The following is a 22,294-nucleotide window of genomic DNA, read 5'->3' on the forward strand; positions in this document are numbered from 1 at the left end:
TCTATTTATATACCATCCAAAACCATTGACATATCAATATTTATATGATAATATTACAAAAATGTACATTTAATAATATTGTTTACTTATCAATCTATTATTTTTTGAAATAAATATTTTATTTTAAAAATATATTGAATTAATTTTTGCATATTTTTGCATATTCAATTAATTATTTATATTCTACAGTAAATAAAATTCATTTTTTGAATTATGAATTTTATAGAAGTTAAATTATTATATACTTTCATAACAGAAAGTCTTACAATTATCACACAATGGGGGTTAAAAAATGCTTAAGTATATTTTGAAAAGATTAGTCTATAGTGCTATTACAATATGGATTGTAATAACAATAACATTTTTCCTAATGCACTTGATTCCTGGTGGGCCTTTTGACGATGCAAAAAAACTTCCACCTCAAATAAAGGCTAATTTGGAACAAAAATTCGGGCTTGATAAGCCTTTGAGTGAACAATATTCTACATATCTTAGCAATATAGTACATGGTGACTTAGGTCCTTCTATGAGATATGAAGGAAAAACTGTAAACCAAGTAATATCAGAATCATTTCCTGCATCTGCAAAAGTAGGTACATTAGCTATACTTTTTGCACTCATATTAGGATTAATTATGGGAATAGTGGCTGCCCTAAATCAAGGAAAATGGCAGGATAATATTGCAATGCTAATATCTACTCTGGGAGTAACTGTTCCAAACTTTGTAATGGCTACCTTTTTTATGTACTTTTTTTCAGTTAAACTTGGATGGTTCCCTACTATAGGTCTTGATTCTCCAAAAAGTTATGTACTTCCTGCTATTGCACTAGGTGCGTATTCCATGTCATTTATAGCTAGACTTTCAAGATCAAGTTTACTTGAAGTAATTAGACAAGACTATATAAAGGTAGCAAAAGCCAAAGGACTATCTCGAAGTAAAGTAATATATAAACATGCTTTAAAGAACTCACTTATACCTATAGTTACATATATAGGTCCGTTATTTGCAGGAATTCTCACAGGTAGTTTTGTAATTGAAAATATATTTGGAATACCTGGACTTGGTAGAGAATTTGTTCAAAGCATATACAACAGAGATTATACTACAATACTCGGTGTAACAATATTTTATAGTGCATTCCTAATATTATGTAATCTTGTTGTAGATATACTATATGTAATTATCGATCCAAGAATAAAACTTGAATCATAGGAGGTTTAAAAAATGGAAATACCTAAGAGTGAATTTGAAAAAGTTTCTGCTGAGGAAAAACAATCTGAAGCTATATTAAGACCTAATATGTCCTATTGGCAGGATGTATGGAGAAGATTAAAACTAAATAAATTTGCCATGGCTGGTTTTATATTTGTAATATTTATTACGTTACTTGCTATATTTGGCCCAATGTTTTCACGATATAACTATTACACACAGAATTTAAATATGGCTAATCTACCTCCAAGCTCTGAACACTGGTTTGGAACGGATAAATTTGGTAGAGATATATTTGTAAGAATATTATATGGTGCAAGGATTTCTCTAACAATAGGGTATGTTGCCAGTTTCTTAAATATAATAATTGGAATATTATATGGAGGCATAGCAGGTTATTTTGGTGGAAAAGTAGATAATATAATGATGAGAATAGTTGACATTCTCTATTCCGTACCTATGACAATCTATGTAATACTTTTTATGGTAATATTCGGTGCTGGGTTAAAAAGTATAATAATCGCTCTTGCAGTTGCCTTTTGGCTTACAATGGCAAGAATAGTAAGAGGTCAAATAATGTCCCTTAAAGAACAGGAATTTGTACTAGCAGCAAAAACACTAGGTGCATCATCTGCAAGAATACTTCTAAAGCATCTTATTCCAAATTCTATGGGACCGATAATTGTAACTTTAACTTTATCAGTACCTGAAGCTATATTCACAGAATCATTTTTAAGTTTTATAGGTCTTGGCGTATCAGCACCTATGGCTTCCTGGGGAACACTAGCTTCTGAAGCTTTAGATGGATTTCAAATGTATCCACTTCAACTTTTCTTCCCATCTATGGCAATATGTTTAACTATGCTTGCATTTAATTTACTAGGTGATGGATTGAGAGATTCTCTAGATCCTAAAATGAAAAAATAACAGGAGGATATGTAAATGGATAGATTACTTGACATAAAGAATCTGCATACATCTTTCCAAACTTATCTTGGTGAAGTAAAAGCAGTAAGAGGAGTATCATTTCATCTAGATAAAGGAGAAGCTCTTGGAATAGTTGGTGAATCCGGAAGTGGAAAAAGTATAACTATGATGTCAATTATGAAGCTTCTACCTGACAATGGAAAAATAAAAGCAGATAGTATACAATTTTCAGATAAAGAACTAACAAAATTAAGCAACGCTGAAATGGAAAAAATACGAGGAAATGAAATTGGCATGATATTCCAAGATCCTATGACCTCATTGAATCCAGTTTTTAAAATAGGATATCAGTTATCCGAACCACTTATAAAACACAAAAATATGAGTAAAGAAGAATCACGAAAAAAAGTTATTGAAATGTTAAAACTAGTAGGAATTCCTAGCCCAGAGAAGAGAATCGATGAATATCCACATGAGTTTTCAGGTGGAATGCGCCAAAGAGCTATGATAGCTATGGCTCTTATCTGTAATCCAAAGCTTTTAATTGCAGATGAACCTACTACTGCTCTAGATGTTACAATACAGGCTCAAATACTTGAACTTATGAAGGATTTAAAAGATAAGTTGGGCATGTCAATAATACTTATAACTCATGATTTAGGTGTGGTTGCAGACGTATGTACAAGAATAAATGTAATGTATGGTGGAATGATAATTGAAAGAGGTAGCACAAGAGATATATTCTATAATTCGAAGCACCCATATACTTGGGGACTTTTAAGAAGTATACCAAATCCTAAAGAAGATATAAAAACCAGACTTAAACCTATAGAAGGAACTCCTCCAGATCTTTTGAAACCACCTGTTGGATGTCCTTTTGCTCCAAGATGTGAATATGCAATGAAAATTTGTTTAGAAAAAATGCCAGAAGCTTTTGAAGTAAATAAAGATCATTTTGCTTCCTGCTGGCTAAACCATAAAGATGCACCAAAACCAGAAGGAGTTTACACAGGAGGTGAAAAAGATGGAAAACAATAAGCCACTTATTGAAATAAAAAACTTAAAAAAATACTTTCCAGCTAAAAAATCATTCTTTGGCAAAACAATTAGTAACGTAAAAGCAGTTGATGATGTATCATTTGTAATAAATAAAGGTGAAACTTTAGGTCTAGTTGGTGAATCTGGATGTGGAAAGACTACTACAGGAAGAACCATATTAAAATTGTATGAACCAACTAGTGGAAATATAATCTTCGATGGCGTTGATATTTCAAAATTTTCTCCATCTAAAATGCTTCCTTATAGGCGAAAGATGCAGATGATATTCCAAGATCCATATGCATCTCTTGATGCAAGAATGACAGTTGGTGATATAATTGGAGAAGCAATAGATATTCACAACTTAGCTAAAGGAAAAGAAAGACAGGAGAGAATTCAATATCTCTTAAATAAAGTTGGTCTTAATAAGGAACACATCAGCAGATATCCACATGAATTTTCAGGTGGACAAAGACAGAGAATAGGAATTGCAAGAGCTCTTGCTGTTGAACCACAATTTATAGTGTGTGATGAACCTATATCAGCTCTTGATGTATCAATTCAAGCACAAGTTGTAAACATGCTTGAAGATCTACAAGATGAGCTTGGTCTTACATATTTGTTTATAGCCCATGATCTTTCAATGGTAAAACATATATCTACTAAAATTGGTGTAATGTATCTTGGAAAAATGGTAGAACTTGCAGGAAGTAATGAATTGTATAAGAAACCACTACATCCTTATACGAAAGCACTTTTATCTGCAATTCCAATACCAGATCCTGATGCTTCAGCTAAACAAAATAGAATTATACTTCAAGGTGAAACACCATCTCCAATAGATCCTGCACCAGGATGCAGATTTAAAGATAGATGCAAATATGCCACAAAAAGATGTTCTGAAGAAGAACCTCAGCTAAAAGATATCGGTGGAGATCATTATGTAGCGTGTCACCTATATAATAATTAACTAAATAAATTAAGATATATAAATATTTACACTTGTAAATATAAATATATATTAAATTTTAAATTTTAAAGGAGGACTATTATGTTAAAAAGCAAAATTAAAACTCTTGCACTTGTAATGTCACTTACAGTTGTAGGATCTTTGTTTGCAGGTTGTGGAAATTCAAAAACAACAAGCGATAAAAGCACCATAAAAGTAAACATTGGCGCTGACCCTAGAACAATAGACCCAGGCCTAAACAACTCAGTTGAAGGTGCTCACATTGATGTAAATGCCTTTGAAGGACTTACAAACATTGACAAAGACGAAAAGCCAGTACCTGGTGTTGCAAAAAGCTGGGATATCTCAGATGATGGACTCACTTATACTTTCCATCTTAGAAAAGACGCAAAATGGTCTGATGGGAAAAATGTTACTGCACACGACTTTGAATATGCATGGAAAAGAGCACTTGATCCAAAAACAGCTTCTCAATATGCATATCAGTTATTCTATTTGAAAAATGGTGAAGCATATAATGAAGGAAAAGTTACAGCAGATAAAGTAGGCGTAAAGGCAACAGATGACTATACTCTAGTTGCTACTCTTGAAGCTAATACTCCTTATTTTCTATCACTTACAGCTTTTCCTACATATGATCCTGTAAGAAAGGATATAGTTGAGAAAAATCCTGATACTTGGGCTACAAAACCTGAAACTTTCATATCAAATGGACCTTATAAAATGGTTGAATATAAGGCAAAAAGCAGTTTAAACTTTGAAAAAAACCCTTATTACTGGAATGCAAAGAATGTAAAAATAGATAGAATTGAATTCAAGACTCTTGAAAATGCTAGCACTTACTATGCAGCTTTCAAAACAGGAGAACTTGATTTGATAGATAAACCACCTGCTACAGAAGCTCCTACTTTGCTTAAAAATGGAACTGCAAAATCTTATCCATATTTAGGTACTTACTACTATGATTTAAATGTATCTGAAAATGCCAAGAATGTAAATCCTGAAGCTGCAAAAGTATTAAGTGATGTAAGAGTTAGAAAGGCTCTAAACCTTGCTATAGATAGAACTGCTATAACTGAAAAGATTACAAAAAGCGGCGAAGTACCTGCAACTGCATTTGTTCCTGCTGGAACAAGTGATTCAAACGGTAATGAATTTGCTGGTAAAGATTATCTTCCTACAACTGCTAATGTAGCTGAAGCAAAGAAACTTTTAGCTGAAGCAGGTTATCCAAACGGCAAAGGATTCCCTTCACTAGAAATATTCTACAATACAGATCAAGGACATCAAAACATAGCACAGGCAGTACAAGATATGTGGAAGAAGAACCTTGGAATAAATGTTACTCTTAGAAACGTTGAAAGAAAGATTCACCTTACTCAACTTCAAAATCACGAATATATGATTGGAAGAGATGGTTGGATAGCTGACTACGACGACGCTATGACTTTCCTTGATATGTTTACAACAGGAAATGATAACAACAATTCTGGTTACTCAAATGCAAACTATGATAAACTCATAGCTGAAGCAAAGGCAGAATCAGATGTAGCTAAAAGAGCAGATTTAATGCACCAGGCAGAAGATCAGCTTATGACTGATTTACCTATAATACCAATTTACTATTACACTGAAGTTGTATGCATGAACCCTAAACTTAAGGGAGTTCACATATCCAATCTTGGATTCTATATATTCAGAGATGCTTATCTAGCTGAATAAATATAAAAAGAACTGTTCTAAAATCTAGAGCAGTTCTTTTTATTATCATACTATTTTATTTTTATCTAAAAATCCGATAGTAATTTAAATACTAATTAGTTTAATAAATTTTTTTAAACTCTCTATATATTTTCTTCTTTTTATATACAACTTCTCAGCTTCTTTAATAGTTATTTTAGCAAATTTAACTTTATCAAAAGGCTTAAGTTGAACTAATTTCTTAATGTCACAATAAGCAACATGTGCAATTTTAGGATATCCACCTGCTGTAGCTCTATCAGCTAAAAGGACTATTGGATTACCTTCTGGTGGAATTTGAATAGTTCCAAAAGACACCTCTCCTGATATCATTTCTATATCTTCTTCAAATCTAATTTTGGGGCCATTTAATCTATATCCCATTCTATCTGACTTCGTATCTACAGTAAAATAAGAATTAAAAAAATCATATATACTTTCTTCACTTACATTTTTAAACTGTCTATCTTCAAAAACTCTAACAACTGAAGGATTTGAATTTTTTACAACAGAATTCTTTACATACCACTTTGCAGCAGTAAAACTTCCACCTCCGTAAAGCACCTCTAATTTCCTTATAATATTCAAGGAAATCTCACTTTTATGCCCAGTTTCAAGAACATCACCTTTTTTTAAAGCTCTCCCATCTTTTCCACCTATTTTCCCTCTTAGATATGTACTCTTACTTCCCATAAAAGTTGGAATATTGAAACCTCCAGCTATTGCTAAATAACATCTTGATCCACTTATACATTTTCCAAAATTTAATATGCAATCTTCATTTAAGTAAACAGGTCTTCCAAATGGAACCTTCTTTCCATTAATTGTTGGAGAAATATTGGCTCCAGTTAAAGAAATCAAGCTTCCTTTTGTTATTTTAAGTGACGGACCCATTAAAGTTATTTCAAGTACACCTTCATTTTCCTCATTTCCAACAACAATATTAGCAAGTTGCATAGAATATGTATCCATGGCACCACTAGTAACAATTCCATATCTTTGATAGCCATATCTACCAAAATCTTGAATTGTAGTTAAAAGACCTGGAGTTAAGACAGTTACACTCATAATACATTCTCCTTTAACTTTACATACTTGCTATGTGAAATAGGATAAAATTTTACTATATCACCACATTTTAAGAGAGATTTTTGTTCACTTTCAAAATCAAACAGTTTTATTGGAGTATTTCCAATTATCTGCCACCCTCCAGGAGTTTCTATTGGATAAACTCCCGTCTGATTTCCTGCAATTCCAACTGACCCTTCAGGAATTGCAGTTCGTGGAGATTTGCGCCTTGGAGTATAAATTTTTTCTGACAATCCTCCAAGGTAAGGAAAACCAGGCGCAAACCCAATCATATAAACCAAATATCTTCCTTTAGAATGAATTTCTATTACTTCATCTACAGTAAGATTATTAACATGTGCTACATATTCTATATCCGGACCAAATTCCCCACCGTAGCAAACTGGAATTTCAACTACTTTTTGATCATAATCACAAGAAAAATCAAGCCTTGAAAGTATATCCTCTAATACTGATTTTACTTCTTTAAATGGCTCGCTACTTTTTATTTTTAAAGGATCATAAATTACAGAAACACTTGAAAAGTATGGTACATACTCTATCAACCAATCAAATGGATTTTCTTCAAGATATTCGCAAAATATTCTTACTTTTTTATTTATACTTTCATCAATTTTATTTTCAAACTGCAAAAGAGCCGCAGTTTCATTTGCCTGAAAAATATTGAATTCATTTTGTACCATATTTATCACCTGCTATTAAAATCTTTCTTGTAATTATTCATACCTTCTATATTTATAATGCATTTATAATGCTGATATTTCTATATTTTCCTCTTTAAAAGTCTTATTTATTTTCTTCACAAATTCCAATGCCTTTACCCCATCTCCATGGACACATATGGAATCCGCTTTAATTGGAATATCTATTCCATTTATAGTTTTCACTTTATTTTCTCTAATCATTCTAATTACTCTCTCAATTGCCAACTCTTCATCTTCAATAACTGCTCCAGGCTTACCCCTTTTAACCAAAGAACCATCATCATTATATGCTCTATCTGCAAAAACCTCACTTGCCACTTTTAAACCAATCATTTTTGCTGCATCAATCATTTTACTGCCACTTAATGCAAGTAAAGTTAGATTCGAATCAATTTCATATATACCTTCACAAATAGCTAGTGCTAAATCAATATCTTTAGCTGCCATGTTATAAAGCGCTCCATGAGGTTTCACATGATTCATTTTTATACCTTTAGCTACACAAAAAGAATTTAATGCCCCAATTTGATATTGTACAATAAACTTTGCTTCTTTACAGGAAATATCCATTTTTCTTCTTCCAAACCCTACTAAATCAGGCAATCCTGGATGTGCTCCTACAGAAACATTATATTTTTTCGAAAGCTCCACTGTATTATTCATGACTACAGGGTCAGATGCATGAAAGCCACATGCTATATTTGCAGATGATATATATTGAATTACTTCTTCATCTAAACCAATTTTATAGTGCCCATAGCTTTCTCCTAAATCACAATTTAAATCTACCTTATACATAATACCTCCTTAATACTTAAGGTCTACATTTTTTATATCTGTTATAAGCATATGTCCTGGGGAATGAGTGATAACTATCTTTGGCTTTACATTCATTACTACTGACTGAGGTGTAACACCACAAGGCCAAAATACAGGCACTTCACCTTCTTTTATAGTAACTGCATCTCCAAAATCGGGCTTTTCTATGTCTTTTATCCCTATAACTGAAGGATCTCCTATATGAATTGGAGCCCCATGTACCTTAGGCATCTCTCCTGTTACCAAAACAGATTTTACTACCTGATCATAGGGAATAGGTCTCATACTTACAACCATTTTTCCATTAAATATTCCTGCTGGAGTACAGTCAATATTTGTAATAAACATAGGGACATTACATTTTTCTTCAATATGTCTTACAGCTATACCAGCATCAATAAGACTTGACTCAAAAGAAAAGCTACATCCAATTAAGAAACTTACAAAATCATCTCTCCACATATCTTTTATATTTGTATATTCACCTGTTAAGATTCCATATTCATATACTCTATATTTAGGTATATCTGTTGTAATATCAATATCTTTTCCCAAGTATTTGAGCTTTTTATCTCCAACATCACCTACTTCAAGTATTGGACATGATTTTGGATTTCTCTGTGTAAAAAGCAGAAAATCATAGGCAAGTTCCTTAGGTAAAATAACTAAATTAGCCTGTGCATATCCTTCACACATTCCTGCCGTTGGGGTTACAATTTCCTCTTTACGAATTAGATTCCGTACATCATAAGGTTTCATCTTTGAATAATCCATATTTCATACACCTCTAAATTATTCTTTTCAATTTTTTATTTTCATGTTTTGGCAATTTATTATCATCATAAAATCCAAGTTCAATTACTTTTTCAAACCATGTAGCACAAGTTTTTTTAAGTTTGATTGCAGATTCTACACACTCTCTCATAAGGTTTACTATCGAAGTATTCATTGTTAATCCACATCCATCAATAGCTGGAATTAAATCACCATACATATCTATCATTCCGCTTCTAGATGCAGTTATCATTGCATCCTTTTCCATTTCTTTTGTGTGCATTATATTTAAATCTTTCTTTAAATATGCCATTGCAGCTATAAGGCCATAACATCCCCAATCTGATACAGTTGCAGTTATTATGTTATCAGCTTTTACACTTGCTATTATTCCTCCATTACATCCACATCTACAGCTTCCTTGTGCTGCATATGGTACATATTTTTTAAGATGATCTTTTATAGTTCCCATGCCAAGTTCATTTCCAAGATCCCCTATTGCTATGTTAAGTACTCCCTTTTCCTTTAACTTAGTAAATAAAATATCAGCCTTTGCCTCTATTTCAGTTACATCTAGTCCAGTAGCATTATGATAAACTCCTTTAGAGTTTGCTCCAGGACACTCTATGCTTATAACTGCACTAGGCAATCCTTTAGCAATAATCTCATCTGCTTGTTTACTGGCTTCTTTTTTATCCTTTGTAAAAGGTATAGCTGCTATTGACAATGGATATTCTTTCAACTCATCTATATTATCATAATAGTGAAGTCCAACTGAATAAGCTAAATTTTCAACTGCCTTTATATTATCTTTAGGGCATACTATTACAGGTTTTACATTGAATCCTTTTACTAAAGCTCTTGCCAAAAGCATTGTACTAACAATTCCATCCATTTCAGCTTTTTTAAATGGAAGCAAAACAAATCCTGTCATTATATAAACTAAATCCCCTTCTTTTAATGTTCTAACTAGTTTTTTTGCACTATTCATTGTCAAAGGTTCTTTAGTATATTCTCTTGCTGCACTATATAAAATTCTACATACCCCATATCCTCTTGGGTCTAAATTCATTAGATTGTCCAAATTTTCTCCTATATTTAATACAGTCAATTCTTCTTGATTCATAAGACAGCCCCCTATTCTGCTTTTGTTTCTTCCAAAAATTCTTCAAGTAGCGCATCTTGTAATTTTTTAACTATTTCTGGAGCCTTTCCCCCTACAGGCTTACCATCAATCTCACTGGCAGCCATACAAAATTGACCAGAACTTGTAACTATAACCTCATCTGCATCCATAAGTTCATCTAGTGTAAAAGCAGTTTCATCTACAGGTATATTAAACCTCTTACACATTTTTATAATATGTGCCCTTGCTATACCTGGAAGAATCAAGTTGTCAGCAGGTGCTGTTTTAAATATACCATCTTTTATAATAGATACGTTACTGTGTGCACATTCAGTTACTCTGTTACCTCTATGAAATACAGCTTCTTCACATCCTGCTTCATTAGCTTTTTGTGCAGCCATTACACTTGGAAGTAAATTTAAAGTTTTTATATTGCAGTGTAAAAATCTAGTATCTTCTACAGTTATAAGTTTCAATTTCTGTGACATATCTTTTATCTTCATTGGTTTTAGCATAATCCATATATTAGCCTTAACATTATTATCAGGGAAAATGTGATTTCTCATTCCTGTTCCTCTTGTAACTTGCCAATATACAAACTGTTCTCCATCATCAACTTTTTTTACCATATCTTTTAATAATTCCTTTAACTCTGATTTTGTATATGGAATTTTAATTTTCAACAAACCTGCACTATTAAAAAAACGATCAATATGCTCATCTAATGCAAATATAACATGATTTCTGCTGTAAGTTGCATCATAAACTCCATCACCAAAGTAACATACACGGTCATTCATAGGTATCTGCATATTTTCAATTAAATCATATTTACCATTATAATATCCTAAATTTTTCATTTATGTTCCCTCCTATTTATTAACGAATTAATAAATTTATATATTTATTTTTAGTATTTTAGTTAAATGTATAGATATTTTTTAGCACTTTATTATAATTACATAGTATATTATACATAGTATATTACTAAATACTTTTTTGCAATATTTTTTATTAACTTATGTACATTTTATTCTTTATTCTGGTATAAGCAAAATTTTTTCGCTTTTTTTTATATATATTGTAATTTTTAGTTTGATAAAATATTGACATTTTATTTAGTAATTAAATTCTATTTTAGATAATTAATTATCATATTTAATATTATTTAAAATGCAATAAGTTTTTGTTTTAGATACTCCTTTAATATTTTTAATTTTATAATGAATTTCCTCAAGCTCTTTAGGTGACTTGCAAATTATCTTTAAAATAAAATCAAAATCACCTGTTACATAATAACAAAAACTTATATTGTTATTATTTTTAACAGCATTACTAAATGACTCATAAAATTTTGGATGATCTAAGCTAACTTCCATTAAAGCACTTGTAGTATTTCCAATTTTATTTTCATCCAATACTATAGTATAATTTTTTATTATACCATTTGCTTCCATTTTTCTGATTCGTTCAAGAACAGCTGAAACTGACATATGAATTTGCCTACTTATTTCTGAAGCCTTAATTCTAGCATTTAACTTTAAATACTTCAATATTTTATAATCTATATAATCCATGATATCACTCCAAATATTATCTTATTTTTATATACTGTCTTTTTTCCAATTTTATCTATGGAAACAACTATCTTCTTGCATTTATTTTATCATATATATCTAAAAAAAATCACTTTACTTTCACTAAGGATATTTAATAATCAAATAATCTATTACAAATTTATTTCCTGTGGATTATTGAAAAGTTGTAATTTATTTGGTACAATATTATCAATATATTTAATTTATCCCTATATTTTTTATCATTTTAATATTAATTTTATAGAAAGAGGTGCTCTTTATGGAAGGTTTAATTAATGTTCTGAACAGTATTGACAGCATAATGTGGGGATTACCGATGATCGTTATACTTTTTGGAACACATATTTTCTTTACTTTTAAAACAGGAATTATTCAAAGAAAAATTTTTACAGGAATTAAGCTGTCAGTTACAAAAAATCCAGACAGTAATGGAGATGTATCACAATTTGCAGCTCTTACAACTGCACTTGCAGCTACAATAGGTACTGGTAATATAATTGGTGTTTCAACAGCAATTACTCTTGGAGGTCCTGGCGCAGTTCTATGGATGTGGTTAACAGGAGTATTAGGTATAGCAACAAAATATGCCGAAGCTCTTATATCTGTAAAGTACAGGGTTAGAACAAAAAATGGAACTATGCTTGGAGGAGCTATGTATGCCCTTGAAAGAGGACTTAATATGAAATGGCTTGGAGTAATTTTCGCTATCTTTACTGCACTTGCAGGTTTTGGAATAGGATGCTCTACTCAAACAAATGCTATCGCTTCAACTTTAAATGATAGCTTTGGAGTACCTACTTGGATTACTGGAATAGTAGTTTGTGCATTTATCGGAATAGTCATTATAGGTGGAATAAAATCAATTGCTAGAGTATGCGAAAAATTAGTACCATTTATGGCTGTATTCTATATAATAGGTTGTGCAATTATTTTAATAATGAATGCAGATGTTCTTGGACAATCAATTGTACTTATAGTTAAATCAGCCTTTACACCTCATGCAGCTGGTGGTGGTTTTATAGGTTCTACTGTTGCAGTCGCTTGCAGATTTGGAGCAGCAAGAGGTCTTTTTTCAAATGAAGCAGGTCTTGGATCAGCTCCTATTGTAGCTGCAGCTGCAAAAACTAGAAATCCTGTAAGACAAGCTCTTGTATCAATGACAGGTCCTTTCTGGGATACAGTTGTAATATGTCTTATAACTGGTCTTGTAATTACAAGTAGTGTAATTAAGAATCCTGCAATTGGCACAGACAGTTCTTCACTTCTTACAAGTGCAGCTTGGAATCAAATTCCAGTTGTTGGATCATCAATAATAGCAATCGCACTGTCTGTATTTGCACTTTCTACAGCACTTGGTTGGTCTTACTATGGAGAAAGAGCTGCAGAATATCTATTTGGTAAAAAAATTATTAAGCCTTACAGAGTTCTTTGGGTAATAGTTGCGTTATTAGGATCTATTATAAGCCTAAATGTAGTATGGACAATTGCAGATATATTGAATGCAATGATGGCAATTCCAAATATTATAGCAATGTTCCTTCTCAGCGGAGTTATTGCATCTGAAACTAAAAAATATGTAAATAATCCTGATTTACCTTCAGAAGAAAAAATCTCCTAATAATATACATTGTATTAAAAACATAACTGCACTAATTTTTACAAAAAGAGATATGATATTTTTCATATCTCTTTTTATATCATATATAAGCAAACTATCTCACATCTATTTTGCTTTTCATCTTTTCAAATGTCTTATCTCCTATTCTGTCTACATTTTTTATATCTTCTACTGATGAAAAACCTCCATTTTCTTCTCTATAATCTATTATCTTCTGTGCTGTCACATCTCCTACTCCTGGTATGCTCTTTAATTCTTCTTTTGAAGCAGTATTTATATTTACCGTACCATCTTCATTTACTCCAGATTCAGAATAAGCAGCTGTTTTCTGAGATTGATCCACATTTTGTATTTTATCTACATATATATAATCTTCATCCTTTAATTTTTTAGCAAGGTTTATTTTATAAGTATCTGCATCATCTTTAAATCCTCCTGAAACTTTTATCAGATCTTCTATTCTACTGTCATTCTTCAATTTATATACTCCAGGCTTTTCAACCTCGCCATTTATATATACACTTATACTTTCAGAATTGCTTTTAAGTCCTCCTTGAGCATCTTTATTCTCACTATCTTCATATTTTTCATTAAAAATATCACTACTATTAGATATATTAATAGGCCTTGAATTAATGTACCCTATTATAAGAAATATTGTAAATAAAATAATAATAACTAAAGAACCTATAATCTTCTTTTTATACTTTGAATTTTTGTTTTTTTCAATCCATACATAAACTTTATCTATTATACTCATAAAGTTTCCCTCCAGATAAAAAATATGCTAAATTTGCAATTTACATTATTTTGAATTAAAATATATATTTGTATCCATTATTTATATTATTGACAATATACAAAAATTATATCGCGAATAATATACTTTTTTGATATAATGTTATAAGTATTGTAAAGGAGGAAATTATGAAAAAAATATTTACATATATCATACTGACTTTATTTATAGGAGTGATTATAAATCCAATTGAAGTTCATGCAGAAAATACTCCACCTTCAGTATCAGCTGACAGTGCTATACTATTAGATGCAAATACAGGTGAAATTCTATTTTCTAAAAATCCTGATTCTGCTTATCCTCCAGCATCAACTACTAAAATAATGACTGCACTTTTGGTATTTGAAAATGCCAATTTAAATAATTATGTTACCGTTGGTGAAAATCCTCCCAAAGTAGACGGAACTAGACTTGGTTTAATAGAAGGTGAAAAGATAAAAGTAATAGATTTGCTATATGCAATGCTCCTGGCCTCAGACAATGACTGTGCAGAAGCTCTTGCTGAATATATAGGCGGTTCTATTGATAATTTTGCAAATATGATGAATAAACGTGCAAAGGAACTTGGGGCTACTCACACCAATTTTGTAAATCCAAGTGGTCTTTTTGATAATAATCACAAGACATCCGCTAATGATCTTGCACTTATAATGAAGAAACTATCCGAGAATCCGGAATATTCTAAGATAGCTACTACGCTATATTATAAAATATCACCAACAAATAAATCAAAAGAAACTCGAACTGTATGGAATGAAAACAGACTAGTACAAAAAAACTCCACCTATTACTATAAAGACGCCATTGGTGGAAAAACAGGCTACACTATCCAATCATTTCACTCATATGTAGCAACTGCAACTCGAGATGGTCACAAATTAATAGTAGCTCTAGTTCACGATAAGAAGAAGACATTTTTTCCTGACTCAATAGCACTATTTAATTATGGTTTCAACAATTTTAAATTAGAAAAACTGTATTCAAAAGGAGATATTGTAACTACATATACAAAAGACAATTTATCTATTCCACTAATAGCTGCATCTGACTTCTATTACACAAAAAAAGTAGACAGTAATTCAATACCTACACTATCTCTAAAGAAAACAAATTTAAGCTTGAAATCATTTAAAAAAGGTGATACTGTAGAACAGGCCACTATACTAGTAGATGGTAAATCTCTTGGAAAACTTGAACTTATAAGTGGAACAGATTACAGTCCGAGGACTCTATTTACCACTCGTTTAGTTGAAATGCTACATATAGATCCACAATACACTCCTATGCTATTCTGTTTATTCATACTAGTAGCAACAGCTGCAGTATTTGTTATAAAAAAACGAGTTTCAGCATAAATAATAGTATCTAAACATAAAAAATAAGTTGAAATCTATGTTATAGTTTTCAACTTATTTTTTTTATCAATTTTTTTATATCCTCTGGCAAATCTGTTTCAAGTTCAATTATCTTTCCCATTCGTGGATGAGGAAATTTTATTTTATATGCATGAAGTGCCTGTCTTTTTATATATTCGCTATCATCATATTCACAATACAATGCATCTCCAAATATTGGGTGACCTATACTACTTAGATGTACTCTAATTTGGTGAGTTCTTCCCGTTTCAAGTGTCAATTTAACAATATCACCCATTTTCATACTATCAATTACATTGTATCTTGTTATACTCTTCTTTCCTCTTTCATCAATAATTCTCTTTATACCTATTCCCTCAGGTTTATATATAGGTAAATTTATAGTTCCTTGTTCATCTTTCATATTATTATGTACTACTGCAATATAGCTCTTCTCAAAACTTTTAGATTTCATATCTCTTGCAAGTGCCATATGTGCATATTGATTCTTAGCAACTATAACAAGTCCTGAAGTATCCATATCAAGTCTACTTACAAGTCTTACTATACAATCCTCACCATTTTCTCTAAAATGATATAATAATCCATTTGCCAATGTTCTACTCTGATAACTCTTGGTGGGATGAACTACCATTTGAGGTTGTTTATTTACAACAATTACATCTTCATCTTCATATACTATATCCAAATCCATTTTCTCAGGATTTATATTCTGAGTTTCCTTCTTAAATGGATCTAGTGATACTCTGTCATTTAATTTTAATATATAGTTCAATTTAGCTCGTCTTCCATTTACCTCAATTCTTCCATCTAAAGCTGCACCTTTTATCAGCCTTCCTGATAAATTCTTATGTTTTCTAAGATATTCTCTAAGCTTTAATCCTACTTCTTCTTTCTCTACATCAAAAAATAATTTTCTGTCTTCTTTCATAAGTCTATCCCTTCTTTAAAAAAATACAGGAGAGCTATAAACTCTCCTTAAAAATTACTTATCTAATGTTGCTATTACCTCTATTTCTACAAGTGCATCTTTTGGAAGTTTTACTTCTACACATGATCTTGCAGGCATATCAGATTTAAAGTATTTTGCATAAACTTCATTTACCGCTGCAAAGTCATCCATATTTTTAACAAACACTGTAGTTTTAACAACATCTGCAAAAGAGCTACCCGCCTCTTCTAAAATTGCCCCTACATTTTTTAAAGATCTTTCAGTTGCTTCTTTAACATTGCCAGAAACTAATTCTCCTGTATCTGGATCTAGTGGAATTTGTCCAGATACAAATAATAAATTTCCAGCCTTTACAGCTTGAGAATATGGTCCTACAGCAGATGGTGCTTTTTTAGTACTTACTATACTCTTCATAAAAAGTCCCCCTCTTTATTTTTTTATTTATATTTTATATTGAGAAATTAAATAATTTCTTCCTTTTATAGTATTTACATGTAGTAACTGTCCCTTATTAATTACATGTTTTATTGTATTATTAAAACAATCAAGAAGAGTTTTATCTAAATTAATTAATGCATCATTTCTTATATCATTTACTCCTGGAAAATTTCTTCCAGGCTCAATATAATCTGCAATATATATTATCTTTTCCATTAACGTCATATCTTCTTTCCCTGTAGTATGATATGCTACAGCACTGAGTATATCTTTATCTGATATACCCATCTTATCTCTTGCTATTACAGCTCCTACTGGACCATGGAGAAGATTAGGGGTTTCCTCAAAAACTTCATCTATAGTAATATTATTTTTATTTGCAATACTTATTAATTCCTCATCTGACATACATTTTGCACAGTCATGTACAAGTCCTGCAATTTTAGTATTATATACATTTACATTATATAATTTCGCCAATTTTTCCGCAGTATCTCTAACTCCCAAACTGTGTTTAAATCTATTTATTTTCAAATTTTCTTTTAAATATTCAATTATTTGTTTCTCATCCCACATTTTCATTATCACTCCAAAGCAATCAATTATATATTTTATCTATAAAGATTATATTTTTTTATTATATCATAAACACTTTCAGGCAAAAGATAACTAACATTTCTACCAATTCTAATATTTTCTCTAATACTTGTAGAAGAAATGTCAAGAAGTGGAGCATCTAAAAATATAATATCTGCTGAGTACTTATTCTCTATATATATTTTCTGATTTTCTATACTTTCTTTGCTAAATCCAGGTCTATTAAACACTATAAATTTACAAAGTTTAAATATACCACTTGGATTATTCCACTCTTCTACATCCATCAAGCAGTCTACTCCGGTTAAAAAATACCATTCTACATTTTTATCTACTTTATTAAAATGAGCTAAAGTTTTATAAGTATAACTCACACTGTTATCTTTCATTTCATAACAACTTACTTTAAATTTATCTTCTTTTTCAACGGCTTTTTTTACCATATTATATCTCAAAGATGCATCTGTTACTTCATTTTCCATCTTATGAGGTGGATTACCTGAAGGCATGAATATAACTTCATCTAAATTAAGCTTATATAGTGCTTCATAAGCTATGTGTATGTGCCCATTATGCAATGGATCAAATGTGCCGCCAAAAATAGCTTTTTTAATCATTTTGTTATCTCTCCAAATAAATTATATCAGATATTCAAATTCAAAATCATTTAGTTTTATAATATCTCCATCTTTAATTCCCATTTCTACTAATTCATCCATTACACCTTTATTTTTAAGTACTTTATAAAAATATCTTAGTTCATTATAGTCATTTACGTTGACGCTTGCAAGTAATCTGTCTACAAAGCTTCCTTCAACTATATATGTGTTATCTTCTTTCCTTATTGTATAGGTAAATCTCTTTTCTTGTGGTACAAATTTCTCACTTTCATCTATATCCATTTCTTTAACTGGTATTTCATTAAGAGTTTTAGCTACTTCCTTCATGAGTTCATTTACACCTTGATTTGTAGCCGCTGATATTTTAAACACCTTTTTATATCCAAGCTTTAGAACTTTTTCTTTAAAGTCATTAAATACACTGTCATCATACATCATATCTGCCTTGTTTGCTGCAATTATCTGAGGTCTATCCCAAAGTTTCACGTCATATTTTTTTAACTCTTCATTTATCTTTATAAAATCATCAAATGCATTTCTTCCTTCAATTTGTGATATATCCACAACGTGTATAAGTAATCTCGTTCTTTCAATATGTCTTAAAAATTTAAGTCCAAGCCCAGTACCAGATGAAGCTCCCTCTATTATTCCAGGTATATCAGCCATGACAAAACTGTTTATACCAGGTACATTAACTACTCCAAGATTAGGATTTAATGTAGTAAAATGATAATTTGCAATTTTAGGTTTTGCCCTTGTTACAACTGAAAGCAATGTTGATTTACCTACATTTGGAAAACCAACGAGTCCTACATCAGCTAATACTTTGAGTTCAAGGGAAATATATCTCTCCTCTCCTGGCATACCAGGTTCTGCAAATTCAGGTGCCTGTCTTGTAGGTGTAGTAAATCTAACATTTCCCCTTCCCCCTCTACCTCCTACGGCTACTGTATATCTATCTCCTTTATGGGAAAGATCTGCCATTATCTTATTTGTTTCAACATCGCGAACAACAGTTCCCAATGGAACTTTTATATATAGATCTTCTCCATCTTTTCCAAAACACTTAGATCCACCACCGTTGCCACCATTTTCTGCCTTATACTTTTTCTTATATGCAAAATCTAATAGAGTTGTACTGTTTTCATCAGCTACAAGTATTACATCTCCTCCATCTCCCCCATCTCCTCCATCAGGTCCACCTAGAGGAACGTATTTTTCTCTTCTAAATGATATAGCACCATCACCGCCATCTCCAGATTTTACAAAAATCCTAGCCGTATCAACAAACATCAATATCTCACTCCTTTTTACTTTTATTTAAAAAAAGCACCCTAAAATGGGTGCTCATACATATTATTCAGCCACAAGTTCTTCCTCTGGTAAAGGATAAACACTAGCTTTTTTTCTGTTTTTCCCTACTCTTTCAAATCTAACTACACCATCTACTTTAGCAAATAGTGTGTCATCTGAACCTATTCCTACATTATTTCCAGGATGAATCTTTGTTCCTCTCTGTCTAACTAGTATGTTACCAGCTAATACAAATTCTCCGTCTGCAGCCTTTGCACCTAATCTCTTAGATTCACTTTCTCTACCGTTTCTTGAACTACCTACTCCTTTTTTATGAGCAAATAACTGAAGATCTATAGTAAACATGTACCTACACCTCCTTAACACATATATTTATATATTTACCATAACTTAATTCTATTCTCTCTAATCCAAGCAACATGGTTTTCATAAGTACCTGGCATTTACTTACATCACTTTGTGACATATTTTCCAAAGAAAAACTCAAAAACCCATTATCTATCGAATAGTTAACATCAAGATTTAAAACTTCTGTCAGTCCAATTAATATACTTTGGGACAATACAGACACAGCACAACATACTAAGTCATACCCTTCTTCAACGGAATCTGCATGCCCTTTTAATTTAACTGAAACCAAATTACTTGATTTTTTTTTAAATTCAACATTAATCATAACTAAGCATCTATTTTTTCTATCTGCAATTTAGTATATGGCTGTCTATGTCCCTGTTTCTTTCTGTAATCTTTCTTTCTCTTGTACTTAAATACAACCACTTTCTTCTTCTTTCCTTGAGCTAGAACTTTAGCACTTACTTTAGCACCTTCTACTTTTGGCTTTCCAACAACTAATTCACCATCTTCTTTGCTTACTGCAAGAACATTGTCAAATTCAACTGTTGAGTCTACCTCGGAGTTAATCTTTTCAACATATATAATGTCTCCTTCTGAAACCTTATACTGCTTTCCTCCTGTAACTACAACTGCATACATAAAAAAACACCTCCTCAATCCAGTCTCGCCTAAAAGGTATGTAGAAAACATCTACAATTTAAACCTATTTCGTGCGGTCTACAAAGGGTATTTTAGCATACATGATTTGCTTTGTAAAGTTTTAATTACAAATTCAATTGGCTTTACTGCTCTACTTCAACCTTGAATTCACTAAAACTTTGAATCTGATTTGAAAACACAAGAGGTTCTACTTTAAAATATTCTCCTCTTCCATAAGTTAAATAAATATTTTTATCTAAAGCACCTATACTTTCTAAAAATCTCTTTTTATTTTGCTGAATATTCTCTTTATAAGCATTTCCTATTTGAAGATGAATATTCTTTTCCTGTATTTTTTTTATCTTATTACATATAAGCATACTTATATAGGAAAATTTTATTCTTCTACCTTTCCCATCGCACAATTTACAATCTTCATCTATATAATCAACTATTGATCTTCCTGATCTTTTTCTAGCTATTTGAATAAGGTTTAAATCTGTAAATGGATATATCACTGTCTTATTTTTATCATTAGAAAATCCTTTTTTCAACGTGTCCATTACTCTATTTTTCATTTCATCATTATCCATATCAATAAAATCTATCAATATAATACCGCTCAAATTTCTAAGTCTTACCTGACGAGAAATTTCCTCTGCAGCCTGAATATTTGTAGTAAGTACTGTATTTTCCATGTGTTTGTTTTTTATGTTTTTCCCTGAATTTACATCCACCACATACATTGCTTCAGTTCTATCAATAACTATGTATCCACCACATTTTAGATATACTTTTCTATTTCTGAGAGCAAGTATATCTTTCTCAATATTACTGTACTCATGTATATTTATAAATTCATTACAGAATTCTACTCTGTTTTCATCATATCCGTATTCTTTTAAAAAAGAAACAACATCTTCATAAGTTTTCCTACTATTTGTAAATATTTTAAAATCATTTACTTCTAATCTATCTCTTAAAACTTTTTGTACAAGTCCTCCATTGTCAAAAATAAGTTCAGGCTTTACCGAATATCTAGCTTTTCTCACTACATCATTGTAAATTTTATATAATTTATTGAGCTCTTTTTGTATAGTATTAACAGAAATATTCTCTGCTGCCGTTCTAATTGTAACACCTAAATCTTTGGGAACACAGAGATTTTCACATACTGTTTTTTTAAATTCACTGCTGACTATTTTCTTTGAAAACTTTATACCCTTATTAAAAGTATTCAGCACACAATATTTCCCGGGCACATCAATATAATTTGTCACTTTAGCAGCCTTTTTACCTAAATTTTCTTTTACAACTTGAACTAAAACTTCATCACCTTTTCTAAGCCTTGTATTCTTAAACTTACTGTCTATATACATATAGGCTTTTTTATTAATTCCTATATCTATAAAAGCAGATTTTATAGCAGGAACTATGTTTTTAACAACTCCTTTATATATTTCTCCTGGATATATTTCATCTTTTTCTTTAAAAAACAACTCATTCATTACACCATTTTCTAGAATTACAATTCTTAAAAGCTCATTACCTTCATCTATAAATATAGATCTCAAAACTTCACCTCATTT

The 22,294-nt window shown here is 31.0% G+C and carries 24 protein-coding genes; 7 read left to right on the forward strand and 17 right to left on the reverse strand.

Going from position 1 to position 22,294, the window contains the following annotated elements:
* Window positions 1-292 precede the first annotated feature (292 nt).
* From H2684_RS00965 to H2684_RS00985, 5 genes are all read left to right on the forward strand, one after another.
* Window positions 293-1,213, forward strand: coding sequence for an ABC transporter permease (locus tag H2684_RS00965; RefSeq protein WP_182087483.1), 921 nt, complete (start codon window positions 293-295; stop codon window positions 1,211-1,213).
* 12 nt (window positions 1,214-1,225) lie between these two features.
* Window positions 1,226-2,140 carry an ABC transporter permease gene (locus H2684_RS00970; protein WP_182087484.1) on the forward strand — a complete coding sequence of 305 codons (915 nt, stop codon included), beginning with the start codon at window positions 1,226-1,228 and terminating at the stop codon, window positions 2,138-2,140.
* 15 nt (window positions 2,141-2,155) lie between these two features.
* Window positions 2,156-3,178, forward strand: a complete 1,023-nt coding sequence (locus H2684_RS00975; protein ID WP_182087485.1) for an ABC transporter ATP-binding protein — start codon at window positions 2,156-2,158, stop codon at window positions 3,176-3,178.
* Window positions 3,165-4,148 carry an ABC transporter ATP-binding protein gene (locus H2684_RS00980; protein ID WP_182087486.1) on the forward strand — a complete coding sequence of 328 codons (984 nt, stop codon included), beginning with the start codon at window positions 3,165-3,167 and terminating at the stop codon, window positions 4,146-4,148. Before H2684_RS00975 ends, H2684_RS00980 begins: the two co-directional genes overlap by 14 nt.
* Window positions 4,149-4,229: 81 nt before the next feature.
* Window positions 4,230-5,870 carry a peptide ABC transporter substrate-binding protein gene (locus tag H2684_RS00985; RefSeq protein WP_182087487.1) on the forward strand — a complete coding sequence of 547 codons (1,641 nt, stop codon included), beginning with the start codon at window positions 4,230-4,232 and terminating at the stop codon, window positions 5,868-5,870.
* A gap of 84 nt (window positions 5,871-5,954) precedes the next feature.
* Here H2684_RS00985 and H2684_RS00990 read toward each other — a convergent pair whose 3' ends face one another.
* The 7 genes from H2684_RS00990 to H2684_RS01020 all read right to left on the reverse strand — a co-directional run bounded on the left by H2684_RS00990 (window position 5,955) and on the right by H2684_RS01020 (window position 11,977).
* Complete coding sequence (locus H2684_RS00990) at window positions 5,955-6,956, reverse strand: biotin-dependent carboxyltransferase family protein (RefSeq protein WP_182087488.1); 1,002 nt, start codon at window positions 6,954-6,956, stop codon at window positions 5,955-5,957.
* A complete protein-coding gene (pxpB, locus tag H2684_RS00995; protein ID WP_182087489.1) occupies window positions 6,953-7,660 on the reverse strand; it encodes a 5-oxoprolinase subunit PxpB in 708 nt (235 codons plus the stop codon). The genes H2684_RS00990 and pxpB overlap by 4 nt, the downstream gene beginning before the upstream one ends.
* 63 nt (window positions 7,661-7,723) lie before the next feature.
* The gene (locus H2684_RS01000) at window positions 7,724-8,479 is read right to left on the reverse strand and encodes a 5-oxoprolinase subunit PxpA (protein WP_182087490.1); all 756 of its coding nucleotides are present in this window, start codon (window positions 8,477-8,479) and stop codon (window positions 7,724-7,726) included.
* Window positions 8,480-8,488: 9 nt separating this feature from the next.
* Window positions 8,489-9,274, reverse strand: a complete 786-nt coding sequence (locus H2684_RS01005; protein ID WP_182087491.1) for a putative hydro-lyase — start codon at window positions 9,272-9,274, stop codon at window positions 8,489-8,491.
* A 13-nt stretch (window positions 9,275-9,287) separates the two neighbouring features.
* Window positions 9,288-10,400, reverse strand: coding sequence for a DUF4392 domain-containing protein (locus H2684_RS01010; RefSeq protein ID WP_182087492.1), 1,113 nt, complete (start codon window positions 10,398-10,400; stop codon window positions 9,288-9,290).
* A gap of 11 nt (window positions 10,401-10,411) precedes the next feature.
* Window positions 10,412-11,260, reverse strand: a complete 849-nt coding sequence (locus H2684_RS01015; RefSeq protein WP_182087493.1) for a D-amino acid aminotransferase — start codon at window positions 11,258-11,260, stop codon at window positions 10,412-10,414.
* Window positions 11,261-11,545: 285 nt separating this feature from the next.
* Window positions 11,546-11,977 (reverse strand): Lrp/AsnC family transcriptional regulator, encoded by a 432-nt coding sequence (locus H2684_RS01020; RefSeq protein WP_182087494.1) that lies wholly within the window; start codon window positions 11,975-11,977, stop codon window positions 11,546-11,548.
* Window positions 11,978-12,257: 280 nt separating this feature from the next.
* Here H2684_RS01020 and H2684_RS01025 point away from each other — a divergent pair, with 280 nt between their 5' ends.
* On the forward strand, window positions 12,258-13,616 hold the full coding sequence (locus tag H2684_RS01025) for a sodium:alanine symporter family protein (protein WP_182087495.1): 1,359 nt from the start codon (window positions 12,258-12,260) through the stop codon (window positions 13,614-13,616).
* A gap of 94 nt (window positions 13,617-13,710) precedes the next feature.
* Here the strand turns inward: H2684_RS01025 and H2684_RS01030 are convergent, their stop codons facing one another.
* On the reverse strand, window positions 13,711-14,376 hold the full coding sequence (locus tag H2684_RS01030; RefSeq protein ID WP_182087496.1) for a helix-hairpin-helix domain-containing protein: 666 nt from the start codon (window positions 14,374-14,376) through the stop codon (window positions 13,711-13,713).
* Between the two features lie 167 nt (window positions 14,377-14,543).
* Between H2684_RS01030 and H2684_RS01035 the strand changes: the two genes are divergently transcribed.
* On the forward strand, window positions 14,544-15,770 hold the full coding sequence (locus tag H2684_RS01035; RefSeq protein ID WP_182087497.1) for a D-alanyl-D-alanine carboxypeptidase family protein: 1,227 nt from the start codon (window positions 14,544-14,546) through the stop codon (window positions 15,768-15,770).
* A gap of 49 nt (window positions 15,771-15,819) precedes the next feature.
* Here the strand turns inward: H2684_RS01035 and H2684_RS01040 are convergent, their stop codons facing one another.
* The 9 genes from H2684_RS01040 to H2684_RS01080 all read right to left on the reverse strand — a co-directional run bounded on the left by H2684_RS01040 (window position 15,820) and on the right by H2684_RS01080 (window position 22,279).
* Entirely contained in the window at window positions 15,820-16,722 is a 903-nt protein-coding gene (locus H2684_RS01040; protein WP_182087498.1) for an RluA family pseudouridine synthase, read from the reverse strand.
* 54 nt (window positions 16,723-16,776) lie between these two features.
* Window positions 16,777-17,157, reverse strand: a complete 381-nt coding sequence (locus H2684_RS01045) for a RidA family protein (RefSeq protein WP_182087499.1) — start codon at window positions 17,155-17,157, stop codon at window positions 16,777-16,779.
* Window positions 17,158-17,184: 27 nt separating this feature from the next.
* Window positions 17,185-17,757 (reverse strand): bis(5'-nucleosyl)-tetraphosphatase (symmetrical) YqeK, encoded by a 573-nt coding sequence (gene yqeK / locus H2684_RS01050; protein WP_182087500.1) that lies wholly within the window; start codon window positions 17,755-17,757, stop codon window positions 17,185-17,187.
* Between the two features lie 35 nt (window positions 17,758-17,792).
* Window positions 17,793-18,395, reverse strand: a complete 603-nt coding sequence (gene nadD / locus H2684_RS01055; protein ID WP_182087501.1) for a nicotinate-nucleotide adenylyltransferase — start codon at window positions 18,393-18,395, stop codon at window positions 17,793-17,795.
* 21 nt (window positions 18,396-18,416) lie between these two features.
* Window positions 18,417-19,691, reverse strand: coding sequence for a GTPase ObgE (gene obgE / locus H2684_RS01060; RefSeq protein WP_182087502.1), 1,275 nt, complete (start codon window positions 19,689-19,691; stop codon window positions 18,417-18,419).
* 63 nt (window positions 19,692-19,754) lie between these two features.
* On the reverse strand, window positions 19,755-20,057 hold the full coding sequence (gene rpmA, locus H2684_RS01065) for a 50S ribosomal protein L27 (protein ID WP_182087503.1): 303 nt from the start codon (window positions 20,055-20,057) through the stop codon (window positions 19,755-19,757).
* 4 nt (window positions 20,058-20,061) lie between these two features.
* A complete protein-coding gene (locus tag H2684_RS01070; RefSeq protein ID WP_182087504.1) occupies window positions 20,062-20,388 on the reverse strand; it encodes a ribosomal-processing cysteine protease Prp in 327 nt (108 codons plus the stop codon).
* Between the two features lie 2 nt (window positions 20,389-20,390).
* Window positions 20,391-20,705, reverse strand: coding sequence for a 50S ribosomal protein L21 (gene rplU, locus H2684_RS01075; protein WP_182087505.1), 315 nt, complete (start codon window positions 20,703-20,705; stop codon window positions 20,391-20,393).
* 143 nt (window positions 20,706-20,848) lie between these two features.
* Entirely contained in the window at window positions 20,849-22,279 is a 1,431-nt protein-coding gene (locus tag H2684_RS01080) for an Rne/Rng family ribonuclease (RefSeq protein WP_182087506.1), read from the reverse strand.
* Between the last annotated feature and the right edge of the window lie 15 nt (window positions 22,280-22,294).

This window comes from Clostridium sp. cel8, from assembly GCF_014050525.1.
In the GTDB taxonomy this organism is placed as follows: Bacteria; Bacillota; Clostridia; order Clostridiales; family Clostridiaceae; genus Clostridium_B.

What these genes read in the sequence shown, in the direction of transcription:
- H2684_RS00965 (WP_182087483.1), top strand. Translation starts at nt 293, where the DNA reads ATGCTTAAGTATATTTTGAAAAGATTAGTCTATAGTGCTATTACAATA.
- H2684_RS00970 (WP_182087484.1), top strand. Translation starts at nt 1,226, where the DNA reads ATGGAAATACCTAAGAGTGAATTTGAAAAAGTTTCTGCTGAGGAAAAA.
- H2684_RS00975 (WP_182087485.1), top strand. Translation starts at nt 2,156, where the DNA reads ATGGATAGATTACTTGACATAAAGAATCTGCATACATCTTTCCAAACT.
- H2684_RS00980 (WP_182087486.1), top strand. Translation starts at nt 3,165, where the DNA reads ATGGAAAACAATAAGCCACTTATTGAAATAAAAAACTTAAAAAAATAC.
- H2684_RS00985 (WP_182087487.1), top strand. Translation starts at nt 4,230, where the DNA reads ATGTTAAAAAGCAAAATTAAAACTCTTGCACTTGTAATGTCACTTACA.
- H2684_RS00990 (WP_182087488.1), bottom strand. Translation starts at nt 6,956, where the DNA reads ATGAGTGTAACTGTCTTAACTCCAGGTCTTTTAACTACAATTCAAGAT.
- pxpB (WP_182087489.1), bottom strand. Translation starts at nt 7,660, where the DNA reads ATGGTACAAAATGAATTCAATATTTTTCAGGCAAATGAAACTGCGGCT.
- H2684_RS01000 (WP_182087490.1), bottom strand. Translation starts at nt 8,479, where the DNA reads ATGTATAAGGTAGATTTAAATTGTGATTTAGGAGAAAGCTATGGGCAC.
- H2684_RS01005 (WP_182087491.1), bottom strand. Translation starts at nt 9,274, where the DNA reads ATGGATTATTCAAAGATGAAACCTTATGATGTACGGAATCTAATTCGT.
- H2684_RS01010 (WP_182087492.1), bottom strand. Translation starts at nt 10,400, where the DNA reads ATGAATCAAGAAGAATTGACTGTATTAAATATAGGAGAAAATTTGGAC.
- H2684_RS01015 (WP_182087493.1), bottom strand. Translation starts at nt 11,260, where the DNA reads ATGAAAAATTTAGGATATTATAATGGTAAATATGATTTAATTGAAAAT.
- H2684_RS01020 (WP_182087494.1), bottom strand. Translation starts at nt 11,977, where the DNA reads ATGGATTATATAGATTATAAAATATTGAAGTATTTAAAGTTAAATGCT.
- H2684_RS01025 (WP_182087495.1), top strand. Translation starts at nt 12,258, where the DNA reads ATGGAAGGTTTAATTAATGTTCTGAACAGTATTGACAGCATAATGTGG.
- H2684_RS01030 (WP_182087496.1), bottom strand. Translation starts at nt 14,376, where the DNA reads ATGAGTATAATAGATAAAGTTTATGTATGGATTGAAAAAAACAAAAAT.
- H2684_RS01035 (WP_182087497.1), top strand. Translation starts at nt 14,544, where the DNA reads ATGAAAAAAATATTTACATATATCATACTGACTTTATTTATAGGAGTG.
- H2684_RS01040 (WP_182087498.1), bottom strand. Translation starts at nt 16,722, where the DNA reads ATGAAAGAAGACAGAAAATTATTTTTTGATGTAGAGAAAGAAGAAGTA.
- H2684_RS01045 (WP_182087499.1), bottom strand. Translation starts at nt 17,157, where the DNA reads ATGAAGAGTATAGTAAGTACTAAAAAAGCACCATCTGCTGTAGGACCA.
- yqeK (WP_182087500.1), bottom strand. Translation starts at nt 17,757, where the DNA reads ATGTGGGATGAGAAACAAATAATTGAATATTTAAAAGAAAATTTGAAA.
- nadD (WP_182087501.1), bottom strand. Translation starts at nt 18,395, where the DNA reads ATGATTAAAAAAGCTATTTTTGGCGGCACATTTGATCCATTGCATAAT.
- obgE (WP_182087502.1), bottom strand. Translation starts at nt 19,691, where the DNA reads ATGTTTGTTGATACGGCTAGGATTTTTGTAAAATCTGGAGATGGCGGT.
- rpmA (WP_182087503.1), bottom strand. Translation starts at nt 20,057, where the DNA reads ATGTTTACTATAGATCTTCAGTTATTTGCTCATAAAAAAGGAGTAGGT.
- H2684_RS01070 (WP_182087504.1), bottom strand. Translation starts at nt 20,388, where the DNA reads ATGATTAATGTTGAATTTAAAAAAAAATCAAGTAATTTGGTTTCAGTT.
- rplU (WP_182087505.1), bottom strand. Translation starts at nt 20,705, where the DNA reads ATGTATGCAGTTGTAGTTACAGGAGGAAAGCAGTATAAGGTTTCAGAA.